Genomic DNA, 21,026 nt, shown 5'->3' on the forward strand with positions numbered 1-21,026 from the left:
TCATCGCGGTACCACCGCTCACTCTGCCAAGGTGTCGCCACCGCAGCATCAACCACCGCCCGCAATGCCCGAGTTGGGCCTCATCGGCCTGCGCTTTCGCGCTCGCGGGCAAGCGGCAGCACGGGAAGAGGGCGATCTTGGGGAGAGCGATTTCGCGTACGGCACTGGGCGCGGCCACCGCCGCGATCCTGGCCGTGACGCCGGCCGTACCCACGCACGCGGCCACCACCGGGCCGAGACCGCCGGCCGGCACCGGCGACCGGGCCACCCCCGGCGCCGACGCCGGTACCGTCGTCACACTGGTCACCGGTGACCGCGTCCTCGTCACCCGGGACGGGGCCGTCGCCCTGCCCGGCCCGGACGGCACCACCCCCTTCACCCAGACCCGCCGCGCCGGCGACGACCTGTACGTCTACCCCGAGCGTGCGATCGAGGCCCTGGCCGCCGGCCGGGTCGACGAGGAACTGTTCAACGTCACCGGCCTGGTCCGCCAGGGCTACGACGACACGCACCGCGCGACGCTTCCGCTGATCGCCACCTACGACCGATCCGTCGCCCGGGCCGTGCCGCCCACCCCGCGCGGCGCCGAACGCGGCCCGGTCCTCGACGCGATCGACGGGGTCGCGCTGGAGGCCGACAAGAGGAAGGCCGCCGACGTGTGGGCGGACCTCACCAGCCCCCGCTCCCGCGCGGCCGGAGATCTGAGGAAGCTGTGGCTCGACGCCAAGGTCCGGGCCACGCTGGACCGTTCGACCCGCCAGGTCCACGCCCCCGAGGCGTGGGCCGCCGGCTATGACGGCAAGGGCACGAAGGTCGCCGTCCTGGACACCGGCGTCGACGCCGAACACCCCGACCTCAAGGGCCGGATCACCGCCTCGAAGAACTTCACCGACTCCCCGGACGCCGACGACCACGACGGCCACGGCACCCACACCACCTCCACCGTCGGCGGCACGGGCGCCGCGAGCGACGGCACGAAGAAGGGCGTCGCCCCGGCCGCAGGACTGCTCAACGGCAAGGTCCTGAACGACTACGGCTACGGTGAGACCTCGTGGATCATCGCCGGCATGCAATGGGCCGTGGACCAGGGCGCCGACGTCGTCTCCATGAGCCTCGGCAACCCGGCCCGCACCGACTGCACCGACCCGATGGCCCAGGCCACCGAGGAACTCGCCCGGACGAGCGAGCACACCCTGTTCGTCATCGCGGCGGGCAACACCGGCCCCGGCGACAACACGGTCTCCTCCCCGGGGTGCGCCCCGAGCGTCCTCACCGTCGGCGCCGTCGACCGCGACGACACCACCGCCTCCTTCTCCAGCCGCGGCCCGGCGTACGGCTCGCACACCCTCAAGCCGGAGATCACCGCACCGGGCGTCGGCATCTCCGCCGCGGCGGCCGGCGGGCGCGGCGTGTACGCGTACCGGTCGATGAGCGGTACGTCGATGGCGACCCCGCACGTCGCCGGCGCGGCGGCGATCGTCAAGCAGCGCCACCCCGACTGGACGGCCCGGCAGATCAAGGCGGCCCTGGTCTCCTCCGCCGACACCGGCATCCCCGGCGACGTCCGCGAGACCGGCGGCGGACGCCTCGACGTGCGGGCCGCGATCGGACAGAAGGTGCTCGGCGCACCCGCGCTGCAGGCCGGCACCTACAACTGGCCGCAGGACGCGAGCGACCGCACGACCCTCGCCGTGCCCTACACCAACACCACGGACAGGGCGGTGGAGTTGAAGCTGACGGTGGCCGCCGTCACCGGCAACGACGGCTCCACCGTCCGCTCGGCCCCGGCCCGCCTCGACGCCCGCAGGGTCACCGTCCCGGCGGGGGCGACGGTCGAGGTCCCGCTGCGCATCGACCCGACGGCCCGGCTGGAGCGCGCCCAGTACGGCGACGTCACCGGCCGCGTCCTCGCCACGGCCGACGGCGTCAGGGTCTCCACTCCGTTCGCGCTGTACGTCCAGCCGGAGACCGTCACCCTGCGGGTCAAGCTGCTCGACCGCAACGGCGGGCCCGCCGACGGCGCCTCCTCCGTCGACCTGATCGGCACCGACGACGCGAGCGGCGAGCGACGCTTCAACGAGGGCGCGGCCGACCAGACGTACCGGATCCGCCCCGGCGCCTACTTCCTCTCCAGCTTCGTCACCACGCCGGAGACCGACGGCACGCTTCTGGACTCCCTCACCTACCTCGGGCGTCCTCAGCTGGAGATCCGCGACGACACGACCGTCGTCCTCGACGCCCGGAGGGCCCACCGGCTGACCGTCCGCACGGACCGGCCCACCGAACCGCGCGGCGCCACCCTCGGGTTCGCCCGCAGCTGGGACGACACCTGGCTGCACGCGGGCACCGCGGCCGGCGGGCGCGAACTGCGCGGCTACTACGCCTCCGTCACCGGCCGGGCGACCGACGGTGACTTCGAGTTCGACAGCTTCTGGCGTTCCGCGGCCCCGCAGATCACCGAACTCGCCGTCGAGGGCGGCCCGTCGCTGCACCCGACCACAGCCTCCTACAGCTCCGCCAACCTCGACGGCAGCGGCCGCGCCGCGCTCTTCGACGCCGAGTCCGGTACGGCGGAGGACCTCTCGGGGGCCGCCGGGAAGATCGCGCTCGTCCGGATCCCCGACGGCGGCAGCGCCTACGAGATCGCGACCCGAGCGAAGGCGGCCGGGGCCGTGGCCGTCCTCGTCCACCGGGACGCACCCGGCCGCTGGTACCCGTCGGCCGGCTTCACCGGCGGCCCGCTGCCCGTCCTCGCCGTCCCGGCCGACGAGGCGAAGACCCTGCTCGCGGCTGGTGATGTCACCCTGCGCTGGACGGCCACCGCCAAGAGCCCGTACGTCTACAACCTCGCCTTCCCCGAGAAGGGCCCGATCGGCGGGGACCGTACCTACCGCGTCCGGGACCGGGACCTCGCGGCGACCACAGCGACGTACAACTCCATGGCGGGCGGCGCCACCGACCACGTCGACCTGACCTCCATGACCCGCCCGAACGGGCTGACCGGCTACTTCAGCGGCCTGGAGACGGTCCCCGCGCCCTTCCGGCGCACCGAGTTCCACTCGCCGGGCACGACCGGCTGGGAGCACGAGGTGTCCAGCAGCTTCCCGTGGGGCGAGTTCATGATCGACCCCATGCGCAGCTACACGAAGGGCGAGCGGCGCACCGAGGAGTGGTACGGCGGCGTCCTCGCCCCCACCACCCCGCGCGACGGGACCGGCCGGCCCGCGCTCGCCGCCGAACGGCAGGGCGACCTGATCGGCGTGGCGCCCGGCTTCTGGGGCGACGGCCAACACCAGGGCGTGCAGGGCAGTTTCGGGGACATCGGCAGCATGACACTGAGCCGGAACGGTGAGACGATCGGCGAAAGCCCTTACCCCTTCGGCGTGTTCACCGTCCCCGCCGAGGAGTCCCGCTACGAACTCACCCTGCACACCGCCAAGATCGGCCCCCCGGCCCGGGCGTGGAACCGCTCCACCGCCACCACCACGACCTGGACCTTCCGCTCCGCGCGCGACGAGAAAACCTACTCGCAGGGCATACCGCTGCTGTTCCCGTGGTACGCGCTGCCGGAGGACGGTCTGAAGACCCTCCCCGCCGAGGACGGACAGACCGTCACGCTCTCGGCGACCGGCCACGCGGGCTACGAGCCCGGTGAGTTGACGCGGGCCCGGCTCTCGTACTCGTACGACGAGGGCGGGACCTGGACCGAGGCACGGACGGTGCGCCGGGGCGACGGGACCTGGAGGGCGACGGTGAACCACAGCGGAGCGACAGGGAAGCAGGTCAGTATTCGATCGGTCCTGACCGACGCGCACGGCGCCTCGGTCACCCAGATCGTGACCCGGGCCTACGACGTGCGCTGACGCGCGCGAAGGGGATCGGGGCCCGGGTCACCCGGCAGTCGCCGGGCGGTTCTCCCGTGGGGGGTGGGGCCGCCCGGCGACGTGTTTCCCCCGTTGTTTCGCAAGGTTGTTCAAGACGTCACCCGACGTGCCGTCCGGGTGGGCCCCGCGAGGCCGGAATTTCCGGATGCCCCGTTTTCATCCGGGCCGCGCGGTGGACAATTGAGGGCATGAACCAGCAGGGGGGTAGGCCCACCGGCCGCGAGGACGACTGGTGGAGGCAGCTGTACGGTGACCGCGCCGACGACACGGGCCCGACGACGGCCCGCGACTCACTGGACGACCGCTTCGCCTCGGCCGCCGGGACGGTGAACCAGCGGTCGGCAGCGGGTGCGCCGGTCCCGTCACCACGCGCGGACTCCGATGCCGTGGAGCCCGCGTCGACCTTCCCGGCCGGGCTGCCCAGGCCGCCGGGATTCACCGTGGAGTCACCACCGGCCGATGTGGGGCCGCCGCCCCCGCCGCCCCCGGTCAAGGCTCCGGAGCGGCCGGGCCCGCCCGTCGAGCCCACCCCGCCGCCACGCCCCCTCGACTACGTGGGCGACGGCCCGCCCACCTACGCCGCCGAACCCACCGCACTGCCGCCCGCCGACCCGGACGAACTCGACGACCTGGTCGCCGACACCGTCCTCGACGGCGCCCACTACGGCGCCTGCACCCTGCGCGCCGTCTCCCTGCGCGGCGACTCCGCCCGCTACCGGGGCGAACCCCGCCGCGACTCCCTGCTCACCGCCCGCTTCGGCACCGGCGACCACGCCCTGCTCCTGGTGGCGATGGCCACCGGCGCCCGTGCCACCCCGGGCGCGCACCGCGCCGCCGCCGAGGCCTGCCACTGGATCGGCCGCGCCGTCGGCCGCAGCCACGCCAGACTCTCCGAGGACCTAAGGGGAGCGCGGCGCGGCGACCTGAAGTCCGGGCTGCACCGACTGACCGACCGCAGCCTCGGCAAACTCCGCGCCAGCGCCGCCGAACAGGGCATAGAACCCGAGGAGTACGCGGCGACCCTGCGCTGCCTCCTGCTGCCCGCCGACCCCGAGTGCCGTACGCGCGTCTTCTTCGGCGTCGGCGAGGGCGGACTCTTCCGGCTGCGGAACGGCGAGTGGCAGGACATCGAACCCCGCGTCACCGACGCCACCGGCGAACCCGTCGTCGGCTTCGGCTCGCTGCCCCCCGAGACGCCCGACGGCGACCGGCTCACCATGGACCTCGGCATCACCACACCGCCGAGCCCCTACGACCCGGCCCCCGAGCCGCCCCGTGAACCCTTCCGCTTCCGCGCCTCCGTCGCCCGCCCCGGCGACACCCTCCTGATGTGCACGAGCGGCCTAGCCGACCCCCTGCGCGGCGAACCCGACCTCGCCGCCCACCTGACCGGACGCTGGTCCGCCCTCGAACCGCCCGGCCTCGCGGAGTTCCTCGCCGACGCCCAGGTCCGGGTGAAGGGGTACGCCGACGACCGTACGGCCGCCGCCGTCTGGGAGGCGTGAGGAGCCAGAGCGCTCCTACTCCTCCCAGGGCACCCAGGCGCGGGCCGAGGTGTCGTAGGCGTAGTTCTTCAGACCCTTGTTGCCGGTCGTACGGAACGGCCGGCCGTGGTCGTCGACGCGGACGGTGCCGGTGCGGCCCTGGGACGACCAGTCCAGCTCCAGGTACCAGCTGCAGTCGCAGGCCACCGTCCGCGCGTCGATCAGCAGCACCTCCGGGTCCTCGGCGGACACGCGGTACGGCAGCCGCATCGCGGGGATCGTGACGCCCGAGTCGTTGCCGTCCGCCGGGCGGGCGACGGGGCGGTCCTTGTCCAGGTCGACATCGAAGTAGCGGGGCGTCAGCGCTCCGCCGCAGCCGTTGTCCATGGCGTAGTTGGTGCCCGCCATGGGCGCCGAACGGCCGACGACGCGCACCCGCAGCGCCTCCAGGACCACGGCCGTGGACGACTTGCCCTGCACCGTGATCCTCACCAGGGTCTGCTTGCCGTGCACGGCGCCCATCGTCGCCGCCCAGGTGGCCGCGTCCTGCGGGTTCGGCGGCGGCGGGACCTGCTGCGGCGGCTTGTCGATCACGTAGTCGTGACCGCAGCCGGCCTGCCAGACGTGCGAGTCGGAGCTCCAGGTGAGGGGCACTCCGGTGGAGGGCTGCGGCTTGCCCGCCTTGTTCGACGGCCGGTCGGTGTCGCCGGAGGCCTTCGCCGAGGGCTTCCTCGACCCGCCGGCCGAGGGCGAGGGCGTACTGGGGGAGGTGCTCGGCGACTTGGACGACTTCGGGCGCGGGCTCTGCGGCTCCGTCGTACGGGGCGGATCGGCCGCTTCGACGGAGTCGCTGCCCTTGGTGCGGTCGTCCGGGAGGGCGGACAGGCTGCCGAGCGTGGCGAGGAGCGCGGTCGTCACGGCCGCCGAGACCAGCAGGCGTCGGCTGCGGTACCAAGGGCGCCGCGCGGGCTCGGACGATGCCGGGTCCCGCACCGGTTCGGCCGCCGGCTCGGGTGCCGGGTCCGAGGGGGGAGTGACCGCCGCGCCCTTCGCCTCGGCGGCCGCCGTGCGCGACCTCTGCCGCGCGGCCACCGCCAGGATCCACAACCGGTGCAGTTCGAGGCGCTCCTCCGGCGTCGCCCCGCACAGCGCGGCGAACCGCTCGACGGGGGCGAAGTCGAGGGGGACCGCGTCACCGGCGCAGTAGCGGTGCAGCGTGGAGGTGTTCATGTTCAGGCGGCGGGCCAGCTGACCGTAACTGCGGTCGGTGCGTTCCTTCAGACGTCTGAGTAACGCCGCGAACTCCTGGACGTCGTCGTCGCGTGCTTCCGACACTGTTCTCCCGGGTCCTCCGCGTCCCGGGACGGTATCCCAGGCACTCCATATACCTGCACGTCAGAAGGGCTGGGATGGTTCCACCGTCGCGGATCGGGAGACGGCGCTTGCGGCTGCCCGCTGTGACGGCTGATGCTCTTGGTGTGGCACCGAGCAGGTTCGGGGGGACCAACCGGCCTCGGTGACGATCCACTTCCGCACGTTCACGCAGTCATGCACTCATCTCATCCACGGGGGAACACCCATGCCCAAGCGCACCCGAGCCGGCGTGCTCACCGCACTCGCCGTCGTCGGCCTCACGGCCGGCACCGCACTCTCCGCCGCGCCGGCCGGCGCCGCACCGAAGGCGCCCGCGCCGAAGTTCCTCGCGGCGTCCGAACTGCCGCCGCACTCCACCGGCTGGACCGCCGACAAGGTCAAGGGCGGGATCCCGGAGGAGATGCAGTACTGCTTCGGCGAGTCCCTGCTCGCCTACACCTCCAGCTACCGCACCTTCCGCACCGACCTCGACACCGGCGCCCAGCAGCTCAACGTCGTCGTCGGGAACAGCGCCAAGGCCAAGGCCCTGGCCACCCGCCTCGACAAGGACGTCAAGCGCTGCGTCGCCCGCATGGACGCCGACCCGGAGATCGAGGCCGACCACAAGAGCTACGGCAGCCTGCCGGTCGAGGAGGGCGCCCGCGTCCACGGCTTCGCGACCCGTGCCTCGTGGGGCGCCATGGACATCCACCTGGTCGCCGTCGGCCGGGACGGTGGCACTGTCACCGTCGTGCAGTGGGGGCAGATGGGCGACTTCAAGGACGCGCCGGTGAAGGCCTTCAAGAAGACGACCACCACCGCGGTCGACAAGCTCTACTGACCGACGCGGCAACCGGACCATCGCGACAGCGGGGCCGCCCTCCCGGACGGGGGTCGGGCGGGCGGCCCCGCATCCCTTGCGGGCCGGTTCCGGAGCCGCCGCGGCGGTGCCGCCGGCCTTCCACGGCGGTGAACACCCGCGAATTCCGGCCAGTTTCGCAGGGTGCGGAAAGGTGGCCCGAGACGCCCTGTTGCCCCGCCGCCGGTCGTGTGGGGCCACCACCCCGCCTACGACCCCAGCCGCCCCAGCACTTCGCCGACTACGGCCGGTTCGGCAGGGTCGCATCGACGCACGGGACGATCCCGCGCGGTCGGCCCGCCCGCAGCGGAGTCGGTCCGCTGCCGTGCACGACCGCACGGGCGTGCCCTCTGTCTCCAGCAACCGATGCACGGCCCCGCCTCCGCTCGCCGCGCGCGCTCCTTCGACCGGGAAACCCGGGTGTGGCCGGTGGCCGACCCGGCCCGGTCGTCTCGCGTGGCGGCCTCCGGGCGGCCGACGGGTGACGTTTCGGCTTTCATCCATCGTGCCTGGACCGCCACAACGGTGGCCGAACACCTGGTCGTTCACGATTCGACATGACTGGCGCCAAGTCCCATTGGGAAATGGTCCCCGTGAACGTGTTCGAGCCAGGAGGGGAACCGACATCGGCACGCGGGCGGGGGTCATGAAGAGGCAGGCGCGAGGAGGCGGTCCCGTGATATTCGGGGCCTCCTCGGTGGAGACAGTGGAGGACAGGGCCGCGAGCGCCGGGGATCACGCGCAGCCGCCTCAGCTCAGGCGCAGACTCGGGCGGCGGGACCTACGGGCCGTCCCCGAGGCACGCAGGGCGCTGCGGGAGTGGTTGCGGCACTGGGGGAGGCCGGGACAGCCGGACATAGCCGAACTGCTCACCAGCGAGCTCGTCACCAACGCGCTCGTGCACACCGACCGGGACGCGGTCCTGACCGCGACGGTCGGACCGGGCGGACTTCGGGTGGAGGTGAGGGACTTCGTGACCCGGCTGCCCAGACCACGCGTACCGAACGCCGACGACGGTACGAGCGGCAGGGGCCTGCTCCTGGTCCAGTCCCTCGCGGACGCCTGGGGAGTCCGGACGCACGCGGTCGGGAAGGCGGTGTGGTTCGAACTCGACGCGGGCCCCGCGTAGCGGACGTGCGCGGCGCGTGACCGGTGGCGTGCGACGACGAAGGGGCGCGACCCGTCGCGGGTCGCGCCCCTTCGTCGATGACGTCGATGCGTCGCTGACCAAGGCTCAGCCGAACTGCTGCTCCAGGTCCTTCAGCTTGCGCTCGAGGGAGTCGAGCCGGGGGAGCGCCATGGTGTCGTCCTCCGCGGTGAGGTCGACCTTCACCGGGTCAGAACCGGTGCGTACGGGCTGCAAAGAGGGACGCGTGAGCACGGGCAGCTGTTCTGCCGTGGATATGGCAGGCTCCGCGGACACCTGGGCGGAACCGGACTCCAGGGCCTGCGGCTCCACCGTCCGTCCGTTGCCGCGGCCGATGAAGCCGCGGTGGCCCCGGCTGATGGCCTTGAGCTGGGCGCGATCCATGCGCTCCTTGTCGCGGCGGCGCAGTCGGGCCGCGTCCTTCTGCCGCTTGTCCTCGCGGACCTCGTCGACCGCCTCGTCCAGGCTGCGCACGTTCTCCAGCAGCATCAGGGACCATGCCTTGTAGGTCTCGCGCGGCGCCCGCAGCCAGCGGACGATGCGGATCTGCGGCAGCGGACGCGGCACCAGACCCTGCTCGCGCAGGGCGGCCCGGCGGGTCTGCTTCAGTGCGCGGTCGAACAGCACGGCCGCCGAAAGGGACATGCCGGCGAAGAAGTGCGGGGCGCCGGCGTGGGCGAGGCCCCGAGGCGCGTGCACCCAGTTGAACCAGGCCGCGGCGCCCGCGAACGTCCACACGAGTATCCGGGAGCCGAGGGCGGCGTCACCGTGGCTGGCCTCGCGCACGGCGAGGACGGAGCAGAACATCGCGGCACCGTCCAGACCGAACGGCACCAGGTACTGCCAGCCGTCGGACAGGCCCAGGTTCTGCTCACCGAAGCCGACCAGGCCCTTGAAGGAGAGCGCGGCCGCGACCGCGGCGCAGCAGAAGAGGAGTACATAGGAGGCCGTGCCGTATATGGCCTCCTTGCGCCTGCGACGCTCCTCGCTGCGCTCCCACGAGTCCTCGGTCTTCGCGTGCTCCCCCGACCGCTTGCCGCGCGCCAGTACCGCTACCGCCGCCAGCATGCCCAGGAGCAGTACGGCGCCCGGAAGCAGCCAGTTCAGCGATATGTCGGTCAATCTCATCTGGGGTCCCTTGCATTGGGATAGGGCGTAACGCCCGCCATAGTGGCCCAATCCCGCTGGCCCTCAGGGGGTTTCGGGGCAAGAGGCCGCCAAGGAAGTGCAAGGGGATGCCCAGGGCAGCATTCTGCTCGAACTGCCGCTTGAGGGGCAGGAGTTGAGTTCGAACAAGACTACCCGTGAGGGTGGTGCCACGGAAAGTTCCTGCGCGGAGTGAGGAAATTGTGAAACGCCTGTAACCGTAACGAGTGTCCCACTCGTGGGTGATCTTACGGCACGAAGGGTGACGCGAGGTCTGAGGGGGCCTCAACTCGCGCTCTTCAAAGGGTGTTGGGCGGGCGGACGTACTCGGTGGCCGGAAGTTCAGCCGGCCGCCGCCAGCAGTTTGGTGACCCGGTCCGCGTCGCAGGTGCGCGGGCAGGTGGCGCAGGTGTCCTCGGGGCGCAGCGTGTAGAACATGCAGCAGCTCGCCCGGTCCCTGGTGGGCAGTGACTCGCCGTTCGGGCCGGTCAGTTCACGGAAGGCGGCAGAGCCGACGTACGGCCGCGTCGCGCCCGGCAGGAGCAGTTCCAGCTCGTGGCGTGCCCGGTCCTGCTCGCCGTCGCCGAACAGGTGGGCGACGTACCAGAGGCTCTCGACGATCTCGTCGGTCGCCATGCCCCACAGCGCGCGGCCGCGGCGGCGCATGCGCGGGCCGAAGCCGGCGAGGACGGGTTCGAGGTGCTCGGCGATGGCGGCCCGCACCTCCGCGCGCAGCGCCTCCTCGTCCGGGACGACCTCGGCGCCGGGCAGGGCGGCCGCCGGGTCGCCGGGGAGGCAGGCGAAGGCGGCCGGGCGGGCCGCCAGGCGGCCTATCGCGAGGCCGGGGGCCGTGCGGTCGTACGAGACATGTGTCACCGGGAGGCGGGGGACGCGGCGGAGCAGGAACCACGGGACGGTGATCAGCAGGCAGGCGGGCCAGGCGTAGAGGTGCAGGCCGAAGCTGGCGACGACGTCCGGGCGGGCGGGCTGTCCGTAGTCGCGCACCACCTGTGCGTCGTCCCAGGCCAGGAAGGCGTCGAGGGTGTCGCCGCCGGCGGCGAGGGCGGCCGCGGTGACCCATCCGTTGTGGGCGGGCATCGGCTCGGGGGCGGGCGGCTGGATGATGTCCAGCCCCGGGAAGGCCGTGGTGAGACGGGTGTAGGCGTCTGCGAGGGCCGTAGGGGGCACGGGCATGTGGGCCGCCGATCCATGAGGCTTAAAAGGTAAGCCTTACCTTACCGAAGATCGCTGCGGTTTGAACTGTCGCGTTCTGCGCCTATGGTGCTTGACGGGTGAGTAACAACCCGCCGTAATGACCCCAAGTACCGACACGTCCGGAGGAGGACCCGTGAAGCAGGGCGCGCAGGGCTCCGCGGTGACGGGGAATCCCGATGGGTCGGGTGGCTTGGACGGGGCGGAAGGTGTGGGCGGCGTGGGGGTCGGGGGTCCCGAGGTTCGTGCGGATGTGCCGCGTGTGCCTGTGCAGGGGCGGGGCGTGGAGGAGGAGCGGGGCGGTCGGGTCGACCGGGCTGAGCGCGTTGAGCGGGCTGACAGGGTTGAGCGGGCTGAGCGTGGTGTGGATGGTGGGCCGGGGCGGGGTGGCGCCGGGGCTGTGGCTCGGGGTGAGCACACGCACAGTGAGACGCCTATTCCGCGGCCTCGGGCCTTGGTGCAGCGGGCCTCGGTGCGGGGGCAGATCCTGGACGCGTTGCGTACCGCGCTGGTCACCGGTGAACTGACGCCCGGGGCGGTGTACTCGGCGCCTGCGTTGGGGGAGCGGTTCGGGGTTTCCGCGACGCCGGTGCGGGAGGCAATGCAGCAGCTCGCGTTGGAGGGGGCCGTCGAGGTCGTGCCCAACCGGGGGTTCCGGGTGGTCGAGCGGGGGGCTCGGGAGCTGGCCGAGCTGGCCGAGGTGCGGGCGTTGATCGAGGTGCCGGTGATGTTGCGGCTGGCTCGTACGGTTTCTGTCGAGCGGTGGGCTGAGTTGCGGCCGTTGGCGGAGGCTACGGTGCGGGCGGCTTCTTCCGGGTGCCGGGCCACGTATGCGGAGTCGGACCGGTCGTTCCATCGGGCGGTGCTCGCGTTCTGTGGCAACGAGCAGTTGGTCCAGCTCGCCGATGATCTGCATCGGCGGGCTCAGTGGCCGCTGGTGGGTCCGGTGCGGGTGTCGGGGCGGGGGCATGCCGATCTGCTGGCGGATGCGGCGGAGCACATGGCGCTGTTGGATGCGTTGATCGCGCGGGATCTGGATGTGGTGCGGTCGCTGGTGGGGGAGCACTTCGCCGGGGCGCGCTGACGGGATGCCTGCGGCGGCCTGTTGCTGCTGAGTGGGGGTTCGTGTAGCGCCTGCGGGTGTGTGGTGGGTCGGGGCCGTGCCGGGGGGTCTCCGTCCTCGGTCGGGCGGTTGCTGTGTCTCAGGGCTGTGCTGTTTCTTGACGCCCGCCGCTGCGGGCGGACACCCCCCGGCACGGCCCCTTGCCGCCGTGGGCGTGCGCGCCTCTCGGCTCCGCCTGCCTCTTGCAGCCCGTTCTGCGTCGGGCCGCAACCATTTCCGCTGGTGCGCATCCACCCCTTCAGCCCGTCCGGCGTTTGAGGACGAGGCCGTTCAGGCCGAAGCGGGGTCTGGGGCGGCAGTCCCAGGGGTTGGTCCTTGGGCGGGGGCTACGCCGTTGCCGCGTCCGGGGCCGGTGGGGTCAGTTGGTGGGCCAGCCAGGTGGGGACTCCGCCCAGTAGGCGGAAGAGGCGGGTGGCTTCCTCGCGGAGGCGGGACGCCTCCGGTTCGGACTCCGCGTCGGCCAGGGACGCGAGCGCGGGGGCCGTGCCCACCAGGTAGCCGAGTTCCTCGCGGATGCGCAGGGACTCGGCGAAGCCGTGCCGTGCCTCCGCCAACTCGCCGTCGCGCAGGGCCAGTCCGGCCAGGTGACGCCAGGTGAAGGAGAGCAGGAGGGGGTCGGCGTGCGCTGTGGCGCCGGCGTGGGCTCGGCGGTAGGCGGCTCGTGCGGATTGGGGTGAGCGGGCCAGGTTCTCCGCCAGGAGGCCGCGGCGGAAGTCCAGGAGGGCCCGGCCCGCTGCCCCCGGAGGGATCAGCGCCGCCGCCCGGCCCAGCGCCGCCCGCGCCTCGTCCGCCCGGTCGCGCACTCCGTGCAGTGTCGCCGCGTACGCAAGTTGCCCGCGTTCACAAGCTGCCGCGCCCCGCTCGTCGTCACTGTGGGCGAGCGCCTCGGCCGTGCGGAGCGCGTCCTCGGCCTCCTCCCAGCCCTGCTCGGTGTAGAGGCAGCGCTCCACCAGCAGCGACGCCCGCTGGAGCGAGGCCGACGCCGTCACCGGCCGTAGCAGGGCCGCCGCGTCCGCCCAGCAGGCGCGTGAACGCAGCCGCCATACCGCGGTCTGGAGTGGATCGTCACCGTCGGTCGTTCCGTTACCAGACATGGCGGTATGCGCCACCTGTCCCTCCCCGAGCACGCCATCGAGCTGTTGAGTGGTGGCGGCATCTCAGCACGAATCTGGCGGCCCGGCCAAGAGGGTGGGTGAAGGATTTCACAAAGTCGTGGGACAGTGACGGCACTTGGTGCCATCCGACGGGGTGGCCGGGTGGGGTCAACTCATCCGCAATGCCAAGAAGAAATCGAGCTTGTCCTCCAGCCGGGACAGGTCCCGACTCGTCAACTGCTCGATCCTGCCGACCCGATAGCGCAGTGTGTTGACGTGCAGGTGGAGACGGGTCGCGCAGCGGGTCCAGGAGCCGTCGCAGTCCAGGAAGGCTTCGAGGGTGGGGATCAGCTCGGCCCGGTGGCGGCGGTCGTAGTCGCGGAGGGGGTCGAGGAGGCGCGCGGTGAAGGCCCGGCGGACGTCGTCCGGGACGAAGGGCAGGAGGAGGACGTGGGACGCCAGTTCCTGGTGGCCGGCCGCGCAGACCCTCCCCGGGCGCGCCGCCGCCACCCGGCGGGCGTGGCGGGCCTCCTCCAGGGCGCCCCGCAGGCCCTCCGCAGAGTGCACCGCCGCGCTGACGCCGAGCGTGACCCGGCCGTCGTCGTTCAGGCCCGCCGAGAGCGGGGTGCGGACCGACTCCAGCAGCGCGTCGGCGAGGATGCCGGCCTCCGAGCCGTCGTGCTCCGAGGAGACGGCGGGGAGGGGCACCAGGGCGATGGCCTCGTCACCCGTGTGGGCCACCGCGATGCGGTCGGAGGGCTCCGGGCCGGTGGCCAGCGGGTCCACCAGGATCTCCTCCAGGAGGGACTGGGCGATCGGGCCCGCCTCGATGTCGGCGCCCTCCCACTCGGCCCGCGCGACCACCACCTGCCAGTGCGGGGCTGCCCCGAGGCCGGGCAGCAGAACCGGTGCGGCCACCCGCAGGCGCGCGGCGATCTCGGCCGGCGCCGCGCCCGTCTGGACCAGTTCCAGGACCTCCTGGGCGAGGCGGCGGCGGACCGTGCGGGCCGCGTCGCGGCGGTCCCGTTCGACCGCGATCAGCTGGGTGACGCCCTGGAGGAGGTCGAGCCGCTCCTCCGGCCAGTCGCTCGCGTCCGCCTCCACGGCCAGCAGCCAGTCCGACAGCAGCGTCTCGCGCACGTCCCGCGAGCCCTGGGCGGCGCGGCCGCTGCTGCGGATCGGGAACAGGGAGTACGTCGCGGTACCGAGGGTGATCCGGTGCGGGCCGCGGCGGCCCGTGCGGGCGGCCGTCAGATGCTCCGCCGCCAGCCGGGCGCACAGCTCGGCGGGCAGGGCGGGCCCCCCGACCTCGGAGCCCGCGATGAGCCGGCCCGTCGGCGACAGCACCCAGGCCCGCAGATCCAGGTCCGAGCCGAGGAGGTCCAGGACCACGTCCGGGCCGCCGCCCGCCGGGCCCGACGTCATCATCCGGCGGTGCCGGTCGACGACGGCCGCCAGATCCCCGGCCCGCTCGCCGCTGACCTGCCGTACGACATGCTCGGTGACCGTCGCGAACGCCACCGACTCGTGCACCGCGAAGAGCGGCAGACGGTGCCGGGCGCAGGCCGTCACCAGGTCGTCGGGGATGTCGCCGAGCTCCGCCTCACCGGCGGCCAGGGCGGCCACTCCGGCCTGCACCAGGATGTGCACGAAAGGGTCGGAGTCAGCGGCGTCGCGCCGCCAGGCCAGGCCCGTGAGCACCAGCTCACCGCCGGACAGATAGCGGCTGGGGTCGCGCAGGTCGGTGGTCATCACGCCGCGCACGGTGCGATCCAGCTCGTCCTCGCCGCCGAGCAGCTTGAGGCCCAGCGCGTCGGATTCCAGCAGTGCGCGCAGCCGCATTCTCGTCGCCGCCGTTCTTTGTCTCGAAATCTACGATGAATCTTGAAGGGTCAGTCGGGGCGGCCCGTACGGCGGGCCGATGAGCGGCGCCGGGGGCGGTGCTCGTCGTCTTTCGGACGGTGTCCCAGGTCACAGCGCCGTGGCTGCTGTTTCCGGAGAAAGACGTGGAGGTTACTGGTGACCTCCGTTCATACGAATCTACAAGATGCCTACCCTGGCCAGCCAACTCCTTCATGGTTTCCGTGACTGACCCCGGTGGAGCAGCGCGCTGTGTACTGACGTCAATGCGCGTTAACAGCACATGAACGAGCCGGGCCCGCCGCACCTGATCTGGCTCAAACCGTACGACCCACGAGACGAAGAAGAGAGCCGGTCATGGACTTCCTTCGCCCCGCCAGCTGGGAGGAGGCGCTCGCCGCGAAGGCCGAGCACCCCACCGCTGTGCCGATTGCGGGTGGCACCGATGTGATGGTCGAGATCAACTTCGACCACCGCCGGCCCGAGTACCTGCTCGACCTGAACCGCGTCGGCGACCTCTACGAGTGGGAGGTCGGCGAGGAGAGCGTGCGGCTCGGCGCCTCTGTGCCGTACACGAGGATCATGGAGAGCCTCCGTGCCGAGCTGCCGGGCCTCGCGCTCGCCTCGCACACGGTCGCCTCCCCGCAGATCCGCAACCGCGGCGGCGTCGGCGGCAACCTCGGCACCGCCTCCCCGGCCGGTGACGCCCACCCCGCGCTCCTCGCGGCCGGCGCCGAGGTCGAGGTCGAGTCGGTGCGCGGCAGCCGCCGTATCCCGATCGACGAGTTCTACACGGGCGTGAAGCGCAACGCGCTGGCCGCCGACGAGCTGATCCGGGCCGTGCACATCAAGAAGGCCGACGGGCCGCAGCAGTACTCGAAGGTCGGCACGCGCAACGCGATGGTCATCGCCGTGTGCGCCTTCGGGCTCGCCCTGCACCCCGAGACGCGGACCGTGCGCACCGGCATCGGCTCGGCCGCCCCCACACCCGTGCGGGCCAAGGCCGCCGAGGAGTTCCTGAACGCGGCGCTCGAAGAGGGCGGCTTCTGGGACAACGGCAAGATCATCACCCCGTCGGTCGCCAAGCAGTTCGCCGAGCTGTGCTCCGGCGCCTGCAACCCGATCGACGACGTCCGGGGCACGGCGAGCTACCGCCGGCACGCGGTCGGCGTCATGGCGCGCCGCACGCTGACCTGGACCTGGGAGTCGTATCGCGGCGAGCGCCGCCTCACGGAGGGAGCCGCGTAATGCGTGTCAACTTCACTGTCAACGGACGTCCGCAGGAAGCCGACGACGTGTGGGAGGGCGAGTCCCTGCTGTACGTGCTGCGCGAGCGGATGGGCCTTCCGGGCTCGAAGAACGCCTGTGAGCAGGGCGAGTGCGGGTCCTGCACCGTCCGGCTGGATGGTGTGCCGGTCTGTTCGTGTCTGGTCGCCGCCGGGCAGGTCGAGGGCCGCGAGGTCGTCACCGTAGAGGGGCTCGCCGACTTCGCCAAGCAGCGCGCCGAGCACGGTGGCTGTGCGACCGGTGCCTGCGGTACGTCGCTTCAGGACGCCCAGGGGTGGGCCGCCAAGGGGCAGGACTCGCAGACCGGTGAGGGCACCGAACTCTCCCCGATCCAGCAGGCGTTCATCGACGCCGGCGCCGTCCAGTGCGGCTTCTGCACGCCGGGTCTGCTGGTCGCCGCCGACGAGATGCTGGAGCGCAACCCGAACCCGACCGACGCGGACATCCGCGAGGCGCTGTCGGGCAACCTGTGCCGCTGCACCGGCTACGAGAAGATCATGGACGCGGTCCGCCTCGCGGCCGCCCGGCAGGGAGAGGCGGTCTGACGTGTCCACTCCTAACGGCACTCCCACCAAGATCACCCAGGGTTCCCAGACCAAGGGCGGCATCGGCGAGTCCACGCTCCGCCCGGACGGCACCCTCAAGGTCACCGGCGAGTTCGCGTACTCGTCCGACATGTGGCACGAGGACATGCTCTGGGGGCAGATCCTCCGGTCCACCGTCGCGCACGCCGAGATCGTGTCCATCGACACGAGCGAGGCACTGGCCACGGCGGGCGTCTACGCCGTCATGACCTACGACGACCTGCCGACCGAGGTGAAGAACTACGGCCTGGAGATCCAGGACACCCCGGTCCTCGCCCACGGCAAGGTCCGCCACCACGGCGAGCCGGTCGCCATCGTCGCAGCCGACCACCCGGAGACGGCGCGTCGCGCCGCCGCGAAGATCAAGGTCGAGTACCGCGAGCTGCCCGTCATCACCGACGAGGCCTCCGCGACCGCACCGGACGCGATCCTCGTCCACGAGGGCCGCGACGACCACCACAGCGGCCACGTCCCGCACCCGAACATCGTCCACCGCCAGCCGATCATCCGCGGCGACGCGGCCGGGGCCGCCGGGCGGGCCGACGTGATCGTCAAGGGCGAGTACACCTTCGGCATGCAGGACCAGGCCTTCCTCGGCCCGGAGTCCGGCCTCGCCGTGCCGGACGAGGACGGCGGCGTCCACCTGTACGTCGCCACCCAGTGGCTGCACAGCGACCTGCGCCAGATCGCCCCGGTCCTCGGCCTGCCCGAGAGCAAGGTCCGCATGACGCTGTCCGGCGTCGGCGGAGCCTTCGGCGGCCGCGAGGACCTGTCGATGCAGATCCACGCCTGCCTGCTGGCACTGCGCACCGGCAAGCCCGTCAAGATCGTCTACAACCGGTTCGAGTCCTTCTTCGGGCACGTCCACCGCCACCCGGCCAAGCTGTACTACGAGCACGGGGCCACCAAGGACGGCAAGCTCACGCACGTGAAGTGCCGGATCGTGCTGGACGGCGGGGCGTACGCCTCGGCCTCCCCGGCGGTCGTCGGCAACGCCTCCTCGCTCAGCATCGGCCCGTACGTGGTCGAGGACGTCGACATCGAGGCCATCGCCCTCTACACCAACAACCCGCCCTGCGGCGCCATGCGCGGCTTCGGCGCGGTCCAGGCGTGCTTCGCCTACGAGGCGCAGATGGACAAGCTGGCCGAGAAGCTGGGCATGGACCCGGTGGCGCTGCGGCAGCTCAACGCCATGGAGCAGGGCACGATCATGCCGACGGGCCAGCCCGTCGACTCGCCGGCCCCGGTCGCCGAACTCCTGCGCCGCGTCAAGGCGATGCCGCTGCCGCCGGAGCGCCAGTGGGAGTCCAGCGAGGGCGCGGACGTACGGCAGCTGCCGGGCGGCCTGTCCAACACCACGCACGGCGAGGGCGTCGTACGCGGCGTCGGCTACGCGGTCGGCATCAAGAACGTCGGCTTCTCCGAGGGCTTCGACGACTACTCCACCGCCAAGGTGCGCATGGAGGTCGTCGGCGGCGAGCCGGTGGCCACCGTGCACACCGCGATGGCGGAGGTCGGCCAGGGCGGCGTCACCGTCCACGCGCAGATCGCCCGCACCGAGCTGGGCGTCACCCAGGTGACCATCCACCCGGCGGACACCCAGGTGGGCTCGGCCGGGTCGACCTCGGCCTCCCGGCAGACGTACGTCACCGGCGGCGCCGTGAAGAACTCCTGCGAGCTGGTCCGCGAGAAGGTCCTGGAGATCGGGCGCCGCAAGTTCGGCTCCTACCACCCGGCCTGGGCCACCGCCGAACTCCTGCTGGAGGGCGGCAAGGTCGTCACCGACGGCGGCGAAGTGCTCGTCGATCTGGTGGACCTGCTGGAGGGCGAGGCCGTCGAGGTCGAGGCCGAGTGGCGGCACCGTCCGACCGAGGCCTTCGACCTGCGCACCGGCCAGGGCTTCGGGCACGTCCAGTACTCCTTCGCCGCGCACCGCGCGGTCGTCGAGGTGGACACCGAGCTCGGCCTGGTGAAGGTGATCGAGCTGGCCTGCGCCCAGGACGTCGGCAAGGCGCTCAACCCGCTGTCCGTCATCGGCCAGATCCAGGGCGGCACCACCCAGGGCCTGGGCGTGGCGGTGATGGAGGAGATCATCGTCGACCCGAAGACGGCGAAGGTCAGGAACCCCTCCTTCACCGACTACCTCATCCCCACGATCCTCGACACGCCGACCATCCCCGTCGACGTGCTCGAACTCGCCGACGACCACGCCCCGTACGGGCTCCGTGGCATCGGTGAGGCACCCACCCTGTCCTCGACCCCGGCCGTCCTCGCGGCGATCCGGAGCGCGACCGGGCTGGAGCTCAACCGCACGCCGGTACGGCCGGAACACCTCACCGGCACGTAGCCCTCCGGGCGTTGAACCGGTCAATCCTGTCCTGGGGGGACTTCGTCCCCCCAGGCCCCCCAACTGTTCGTCTCGGGCCGTCCCCCGGGTCGTGCACCTCCCCAAACCCCGCCAATCGCCGAAGGCAATGCGCGGGTGCCCCTTTGAACCTTGGGAGTAGGCCCACATGACCCAGCAGTCTCTGGAGCCGGCGACCACAGCCGAAGACGCGGGAGAAGGCACCCGCGTCCCGGCCGGCAGGTCCTGGCTCGACCGGTACTTCCACATATCCAAGAGAGAATCCACGGTCGCGCGTGAGGTGCGCGGCGGCGTCACGACCTTCATGGCGATGGCGTACATCCTCCTGCTCAACCCGCTGATCCTGTCCGGCAAGGACGCGGCCGGCGACACCCTCGCCCAGAAGGCACTGATCACCGCGACCGCGTTCGCGGCGGCCTTCAGCACGCTGCTGATGGGCTTCTTCGGCAAGGTGCCGCTCGCCCTCGCCGCCGGCCTCTCCGTCTCCGGCGTCCTGGCCTCGCAGGTCGCCCCGCAGATGACCTGGCCGCAGGCCATGGGCATGTGCGTGATGTACGGCGTGATCATCATGCTGCTGGTCGTCACCGGCCTGCGCGAGATGATCATGAACGCGATCCCGCTCGCGCTGAAGCACGCCATCACCATGGGCATCGGCCTGTTCGTCGCGCTGATCGGCTTCTACAAGGCCGGCTTCGTGCACCAGGGCGAGGCCACCCCGGTCACCCTCGGCCCCGCCGGCGAACTGGCCGGCTGGCCCGTCCTGCTCTTCGCGGTCACCCTCCTCGCGATCTTCATGCTGCAGGCGCGCGGCATCCCCGGCGCGATCCTGATCGGCATCGTCGGCGGCACCGTGCTCGCCGTCGTCCTCAACGCCTTCGGCGCCATCGACCCCAAGCAGTGGGCCAGCGGCGCTCCCGAACTGCACGGCAGCGCGGTGTCCATGCCGGACTTCTCGATCTTCGGCAACGTCGAGTTCGGCGGCTGGGGCGAGGTCGGCGCGATGACGGTCGGCATGATCGTCTTCACCCTGGTGCTCGCCGGGTTCTTCGACGCGATGGCCACCATCATCGGCGTCGGCACCGAGGCCAAGCTCGCCGACGACAAGGGCCGGATGCCGGGCCTCTCCAAGGCGCTGTTCATCGACGGCGCCGGCGGCGCCATCGGCGGTGTGTCCGGCGCGTCCGGGCAGACGGTGTTCGTCGAGTCGGCGACCGGCGTCGGCGAGGGTGCCCGTACGGGCCTCTCCTCGGTCGTCACCGGCCTGTTCTTCGCGGCCTGCCTCTTCTTCACCCCGCTCACGGCGATCGTGCCGGGCGAGGTCGCGGCGGCGGCCCTGGTGGTCATCGGCGCCATGATGATGATGAACGCACGGCACGTGGACTGGGCCGACCGGGCCACCGCGATCCCGGTGTTCCTCACCGTCGTGATCATGCCGTTCACCTACTCGATCACTGCGGGTGTCGCGGCCGGTGTCATCTCGTACGTCGCCATCAAGATCGCTCAGGGCAAGGCGCGGGAGATCGGGGCGTTCATGTGGGCCCTGACAGGCATCTTCATCGTCTATTTCGCCCTCAATCCCATTGAGAGCTGGATGGGCGTGCACTAGCCGTGCGCGTGCCGCCCTCCAC

At 72.0% G+C, this 21,026-nt stretch carries 14 protein-coding genes; 9 read left to right on the forward strand and 5 right to left on the reverse strand.

Annotated features, from left to right (window positions below):
* Positions 1 to 137 precede the first annotated feature (137 nt).
* Together PGH47_RS33755 and PGH47_RS33760 are read left to right on the forward strand one after the other, a co-directional pair.
* The gene (locus PGH47_RS33755; protein ID WP_271666532.1) at positions 138 to 3,863 is read left to right on the forward strand and encodes a S8 family peptidase; all 3,726 of its coding nucleotides are present in this window, start codon (positions 138 to 140) and stop codon (positions 3,861 to 3,863) included.
* 209 nt (positions 3,864 to 4,072) lie between these two features.
* Positions 4,073 to 5,389: a PP2C family serine/threonine-protein phosphatase gene (locus PGH47_RS33760; protein WP_271666533.1), complete on the forward strand. Its 1,317-nt coding sequence runs from the start codon at positions 4,073 to 4,075 to the stop codon at positions 5,387 to 5,389.
* Positions 5,390 to 5,404: 15 nt separating this feature from the next.
* Here the strand turns inward: PGH47_RS33760 and PGH47_RS33765 are convergent, their stop codons facing one another.
* On the reverse strand, positions 5,405 to 6,703 hold the full coding sequence (locus PGH47_RS33765) for a helix-turn-helix domain-containing protein (RefSeq protein WP_271666534.1): 1,299 nt from the start codon (positions 6,701 to 6,703) through the stop codon (positions 5,405 to 5,407).
* Positions 6,704 to 6,947: 244 nt separating this feature from the next.
* Between PGH47_RS33765 and PGH47_RS33770 the strand changes: the two genes are divergently transcribed.
* Together PGH47_RS33770 and PGH47_RS33775 are read left to right on the forward strand one after the other, a co-directional pair.
* Positions 6,948 to 7,562 (forward strand): hypothetical protein, encoded by a 615-nt coding sequence (locus PGH47_RS33770; RefSeq protein ID WP_271666535.1) that lies wholly within the window; start codon positions 6,948 to 6,950, stop codon positions 7,560 to 7,562.
* 724 nt (positions 7,563 to 8,286) lie between these two features.
* Positions 8,287 to 8,709 carry an ATP-binding protein gene (locus tag PGH47_RS33775; protein WP_333938222.1) on the forward strand — a complete coding sequence of 141 codons (423 nt, stop codon included), beginning with the start codon at positions 8,287 to 8,289 and terminating at the stop codon, positions 8,707 to 8,709.
* Positions 8,710 to 8,814: 105 nt separating this feature from the next.
* Here the strand turns inward: PGH47_RS33775 and PGH47_RS33780 are convergent, their stop codons facing one another.
* Positions 8,815 to 9,855: a DUF2637 domain-containing protein gene (locus PGH47_RS33780; RefSeq protein ID WP_126903203.1), complete on the reverse strand. Its 1,041-nt coding sequence runs from the start codon at positions 9,853 to 9,855 to the stop codon at positions 8,815 to 8,817.
* A gap of 360 nt (positions 9,856 to 10,215) precedes the next feature.
* Positions 10,216 to 11,067 carry a (2Fe-2S)-binding protein gene (locus PGH47_RS33785; RefSeq protein ID WP_271666537.1) on the reverse strand — a complete coding sequence of 284 codons (852 nt, stop codon included), beginning with the start codon at positions 11,065 to 11,067 and terminating at the stop codon, positions 10,216 to 10,218.
* A gap of 154 nt (positions 11,068 to 11,221) precedes the next feature.
* On the opposite strand from PGH47_RS33785, the gene PGH47_RS33790 reads away from it, so the two are divergent.
* The gene (locus PGH47_RS33790) at positions 11,222 to 12,169 is read left to right on the forward strand and encodes a GntR family transcriptional regulator (protein ID WP_271666538.1); all 948 of its coding nucleotides are present in this window, start codon (positions 11,222 to 11,224) and stop codon (positions 12,167 to 12,169) included.
* A gap of 365 nt (positions 12,170 to 12,534) precedes the next feature.
* Here PGH47_RS33790 and PGH47_RS33795 read toward each other — a convergent pair whose 3' ends face one another.
* On the reverse strand, positions 12,535 to 13,317 hold the full coding sequence (locus PGH47_RS33795; RefSeq protein WP_107907817.1) for a hypothetical protein: 783 nt from the start codon (positions 13,315 to 13,317) through the stop codon (positions 12,535 to 12,537).
* 153 nt (positions 13,318 to 13,470) lie between these two features.
* The gene (locus PGH47_RS33800) at positions 13,471 to 15,144 is read right to left on the reverse strand and encodes a PucR family transcriptional regulator (protein WP_271666539.1); all 1,674 of its coding nucleotides are present in this window, start codon (positions 15,142 to 15,144) and stop codon (positions 13,471 to 13,473) included.
* Between the two features lie 375 nt (positions 15,145 to 15,519).
* Between PGH47_RS33800 and PGH47_RS33805 the strand changes: the two genes are divergently transcribed.
* The 4 genes from PGH47_RS33805 (at position 15,520) to PGH47_RS33820 (ending at position 21,004) form a co-directional block, all read left to right on the forward strand.
* The gene (locus tag PGH47_RS33805) at positions 15,520 to 16,410 is read left to right on the forward strand and encodes an FAD binding domain-containing protein (RefSeq protein ID WP_107907819.1); all 891 of its coding nucleotides are present in this window, start codon (positions 15,520 to 15,522) and stop codon (positions 16,408 to 16,410) included.
* Positions 16,410 to 16,994: a (2Fe-2S)-binding protein gene (locus PGH47_RS33810; protein ID WP_126900794.1), complete on the forward strand. Its 585-nt coding sequence runs from the start codon at positions 16,410 to 16,412 to the stop codon at positions 16,992 to 16,994. The genes PGH47_RS33805 and PGH47_RS33810 overlap by 1 nt, the downstream gene beginning before the upstream one ends.
* Position 16,995: 1 nt before the next feature.
* Positions 16,996 to 19,380 carry a xanthine dehydrogenase family protein molybdopterin-binding subunit gene (locus PGH47_RS33815; protein ID WP_271666540.1) on the forward strand — a complete coding sequence of 795 codons (2,385 nt, stop codon included), beginning with the start codon at positions 16,996 to 16,998 and terminating at the stop codon, positions 19,378 to 19,380.
* Positions 19,381 to 19,546: 166 nt separating this feature from the next.
* Entirely contained in the window at positions 19,547 to 21,004 is a 1,458-nt protein-coding gene (locus tag PGH47_RS33820; RefSeq protein WP_030952619.1) for an NCS2 family permease, read from the forward strand.
* Positions 21,005 to 21,026: the final 22 nt, after the last annotated feature.

The sequence above is a fragment of the Streptomyces sp. HUAS 31 genome, assembly GCF_028198125.1.
Taxonomy (GTDB): domain Bacteria; phylum Actinomycetota; class Actinomycetes; order Streptomycetales; family Streptomycetaceae; genus Streptomyces; species Streptomyces chartreusis.

Excerpts from the sequence above, each read along its gene's own strand:
- PGH47_RS33760 (WP_271666533.1), top strand. The coding sequence starts at position 4,073 with ATGAACCAGCAGGGGGGTAGGCCCACCGGCCGCGAGGACGACTGGTGG.
- PGH47_RS33770 (WP_271666535.1), top strand. The coding sequence starts at position 6,948 with ATGCCCAAGCGCACCCGAGCCGGCGTGCTCACCGCACTCGCCGTCGTC.
- PGH47_RS33780 (WP_126903203.1), bottom strand. The coding sequence starts at position 9,855 with ATGAGATTGACCGACATATCGCTGAACTGGCTGCTTCCGGGCGCCGTA.
- PGH47_RS33785 (WP_271666537.1), bottom strand. The coding sequence starts at position 11,067 with ATGCCCGTGCCCCCTACGGCCCTCGCAGACGCCTACACCCGTCTCACC.
- PGH47_RS33800 (WP_271666539.1), bottom strand. The coding sequence starts at position 15,144 with ATGCGGCTGCGCGCACTGCTGGAATCCGACGCGCTGGGCCTCAAGCTG.
- PGH47_RS33805 (WP_107907819.1), top strand. The coding sequence starts at position 15,520 with ATGGACTTCCTTCGCCCCGCCAGCTGGGAGGAGGCGCTCGCCGCGAAG.
- PGH47_RS33810 (WP_126900794.1), top strand. The coding sequence starts at position 16,410 with ATGCGTGTCAACTTCACTGTCAACGGACGTCCGCAGGAAGCCGACGAC.
- PGH47_RS33820 (WP_030952619.1), top strand. The coding sequence starts at position 19,547 with ATGACCCAGCAGTCTCTGGAGCCGGCGACCACAGCCGAAGACGCGGGA.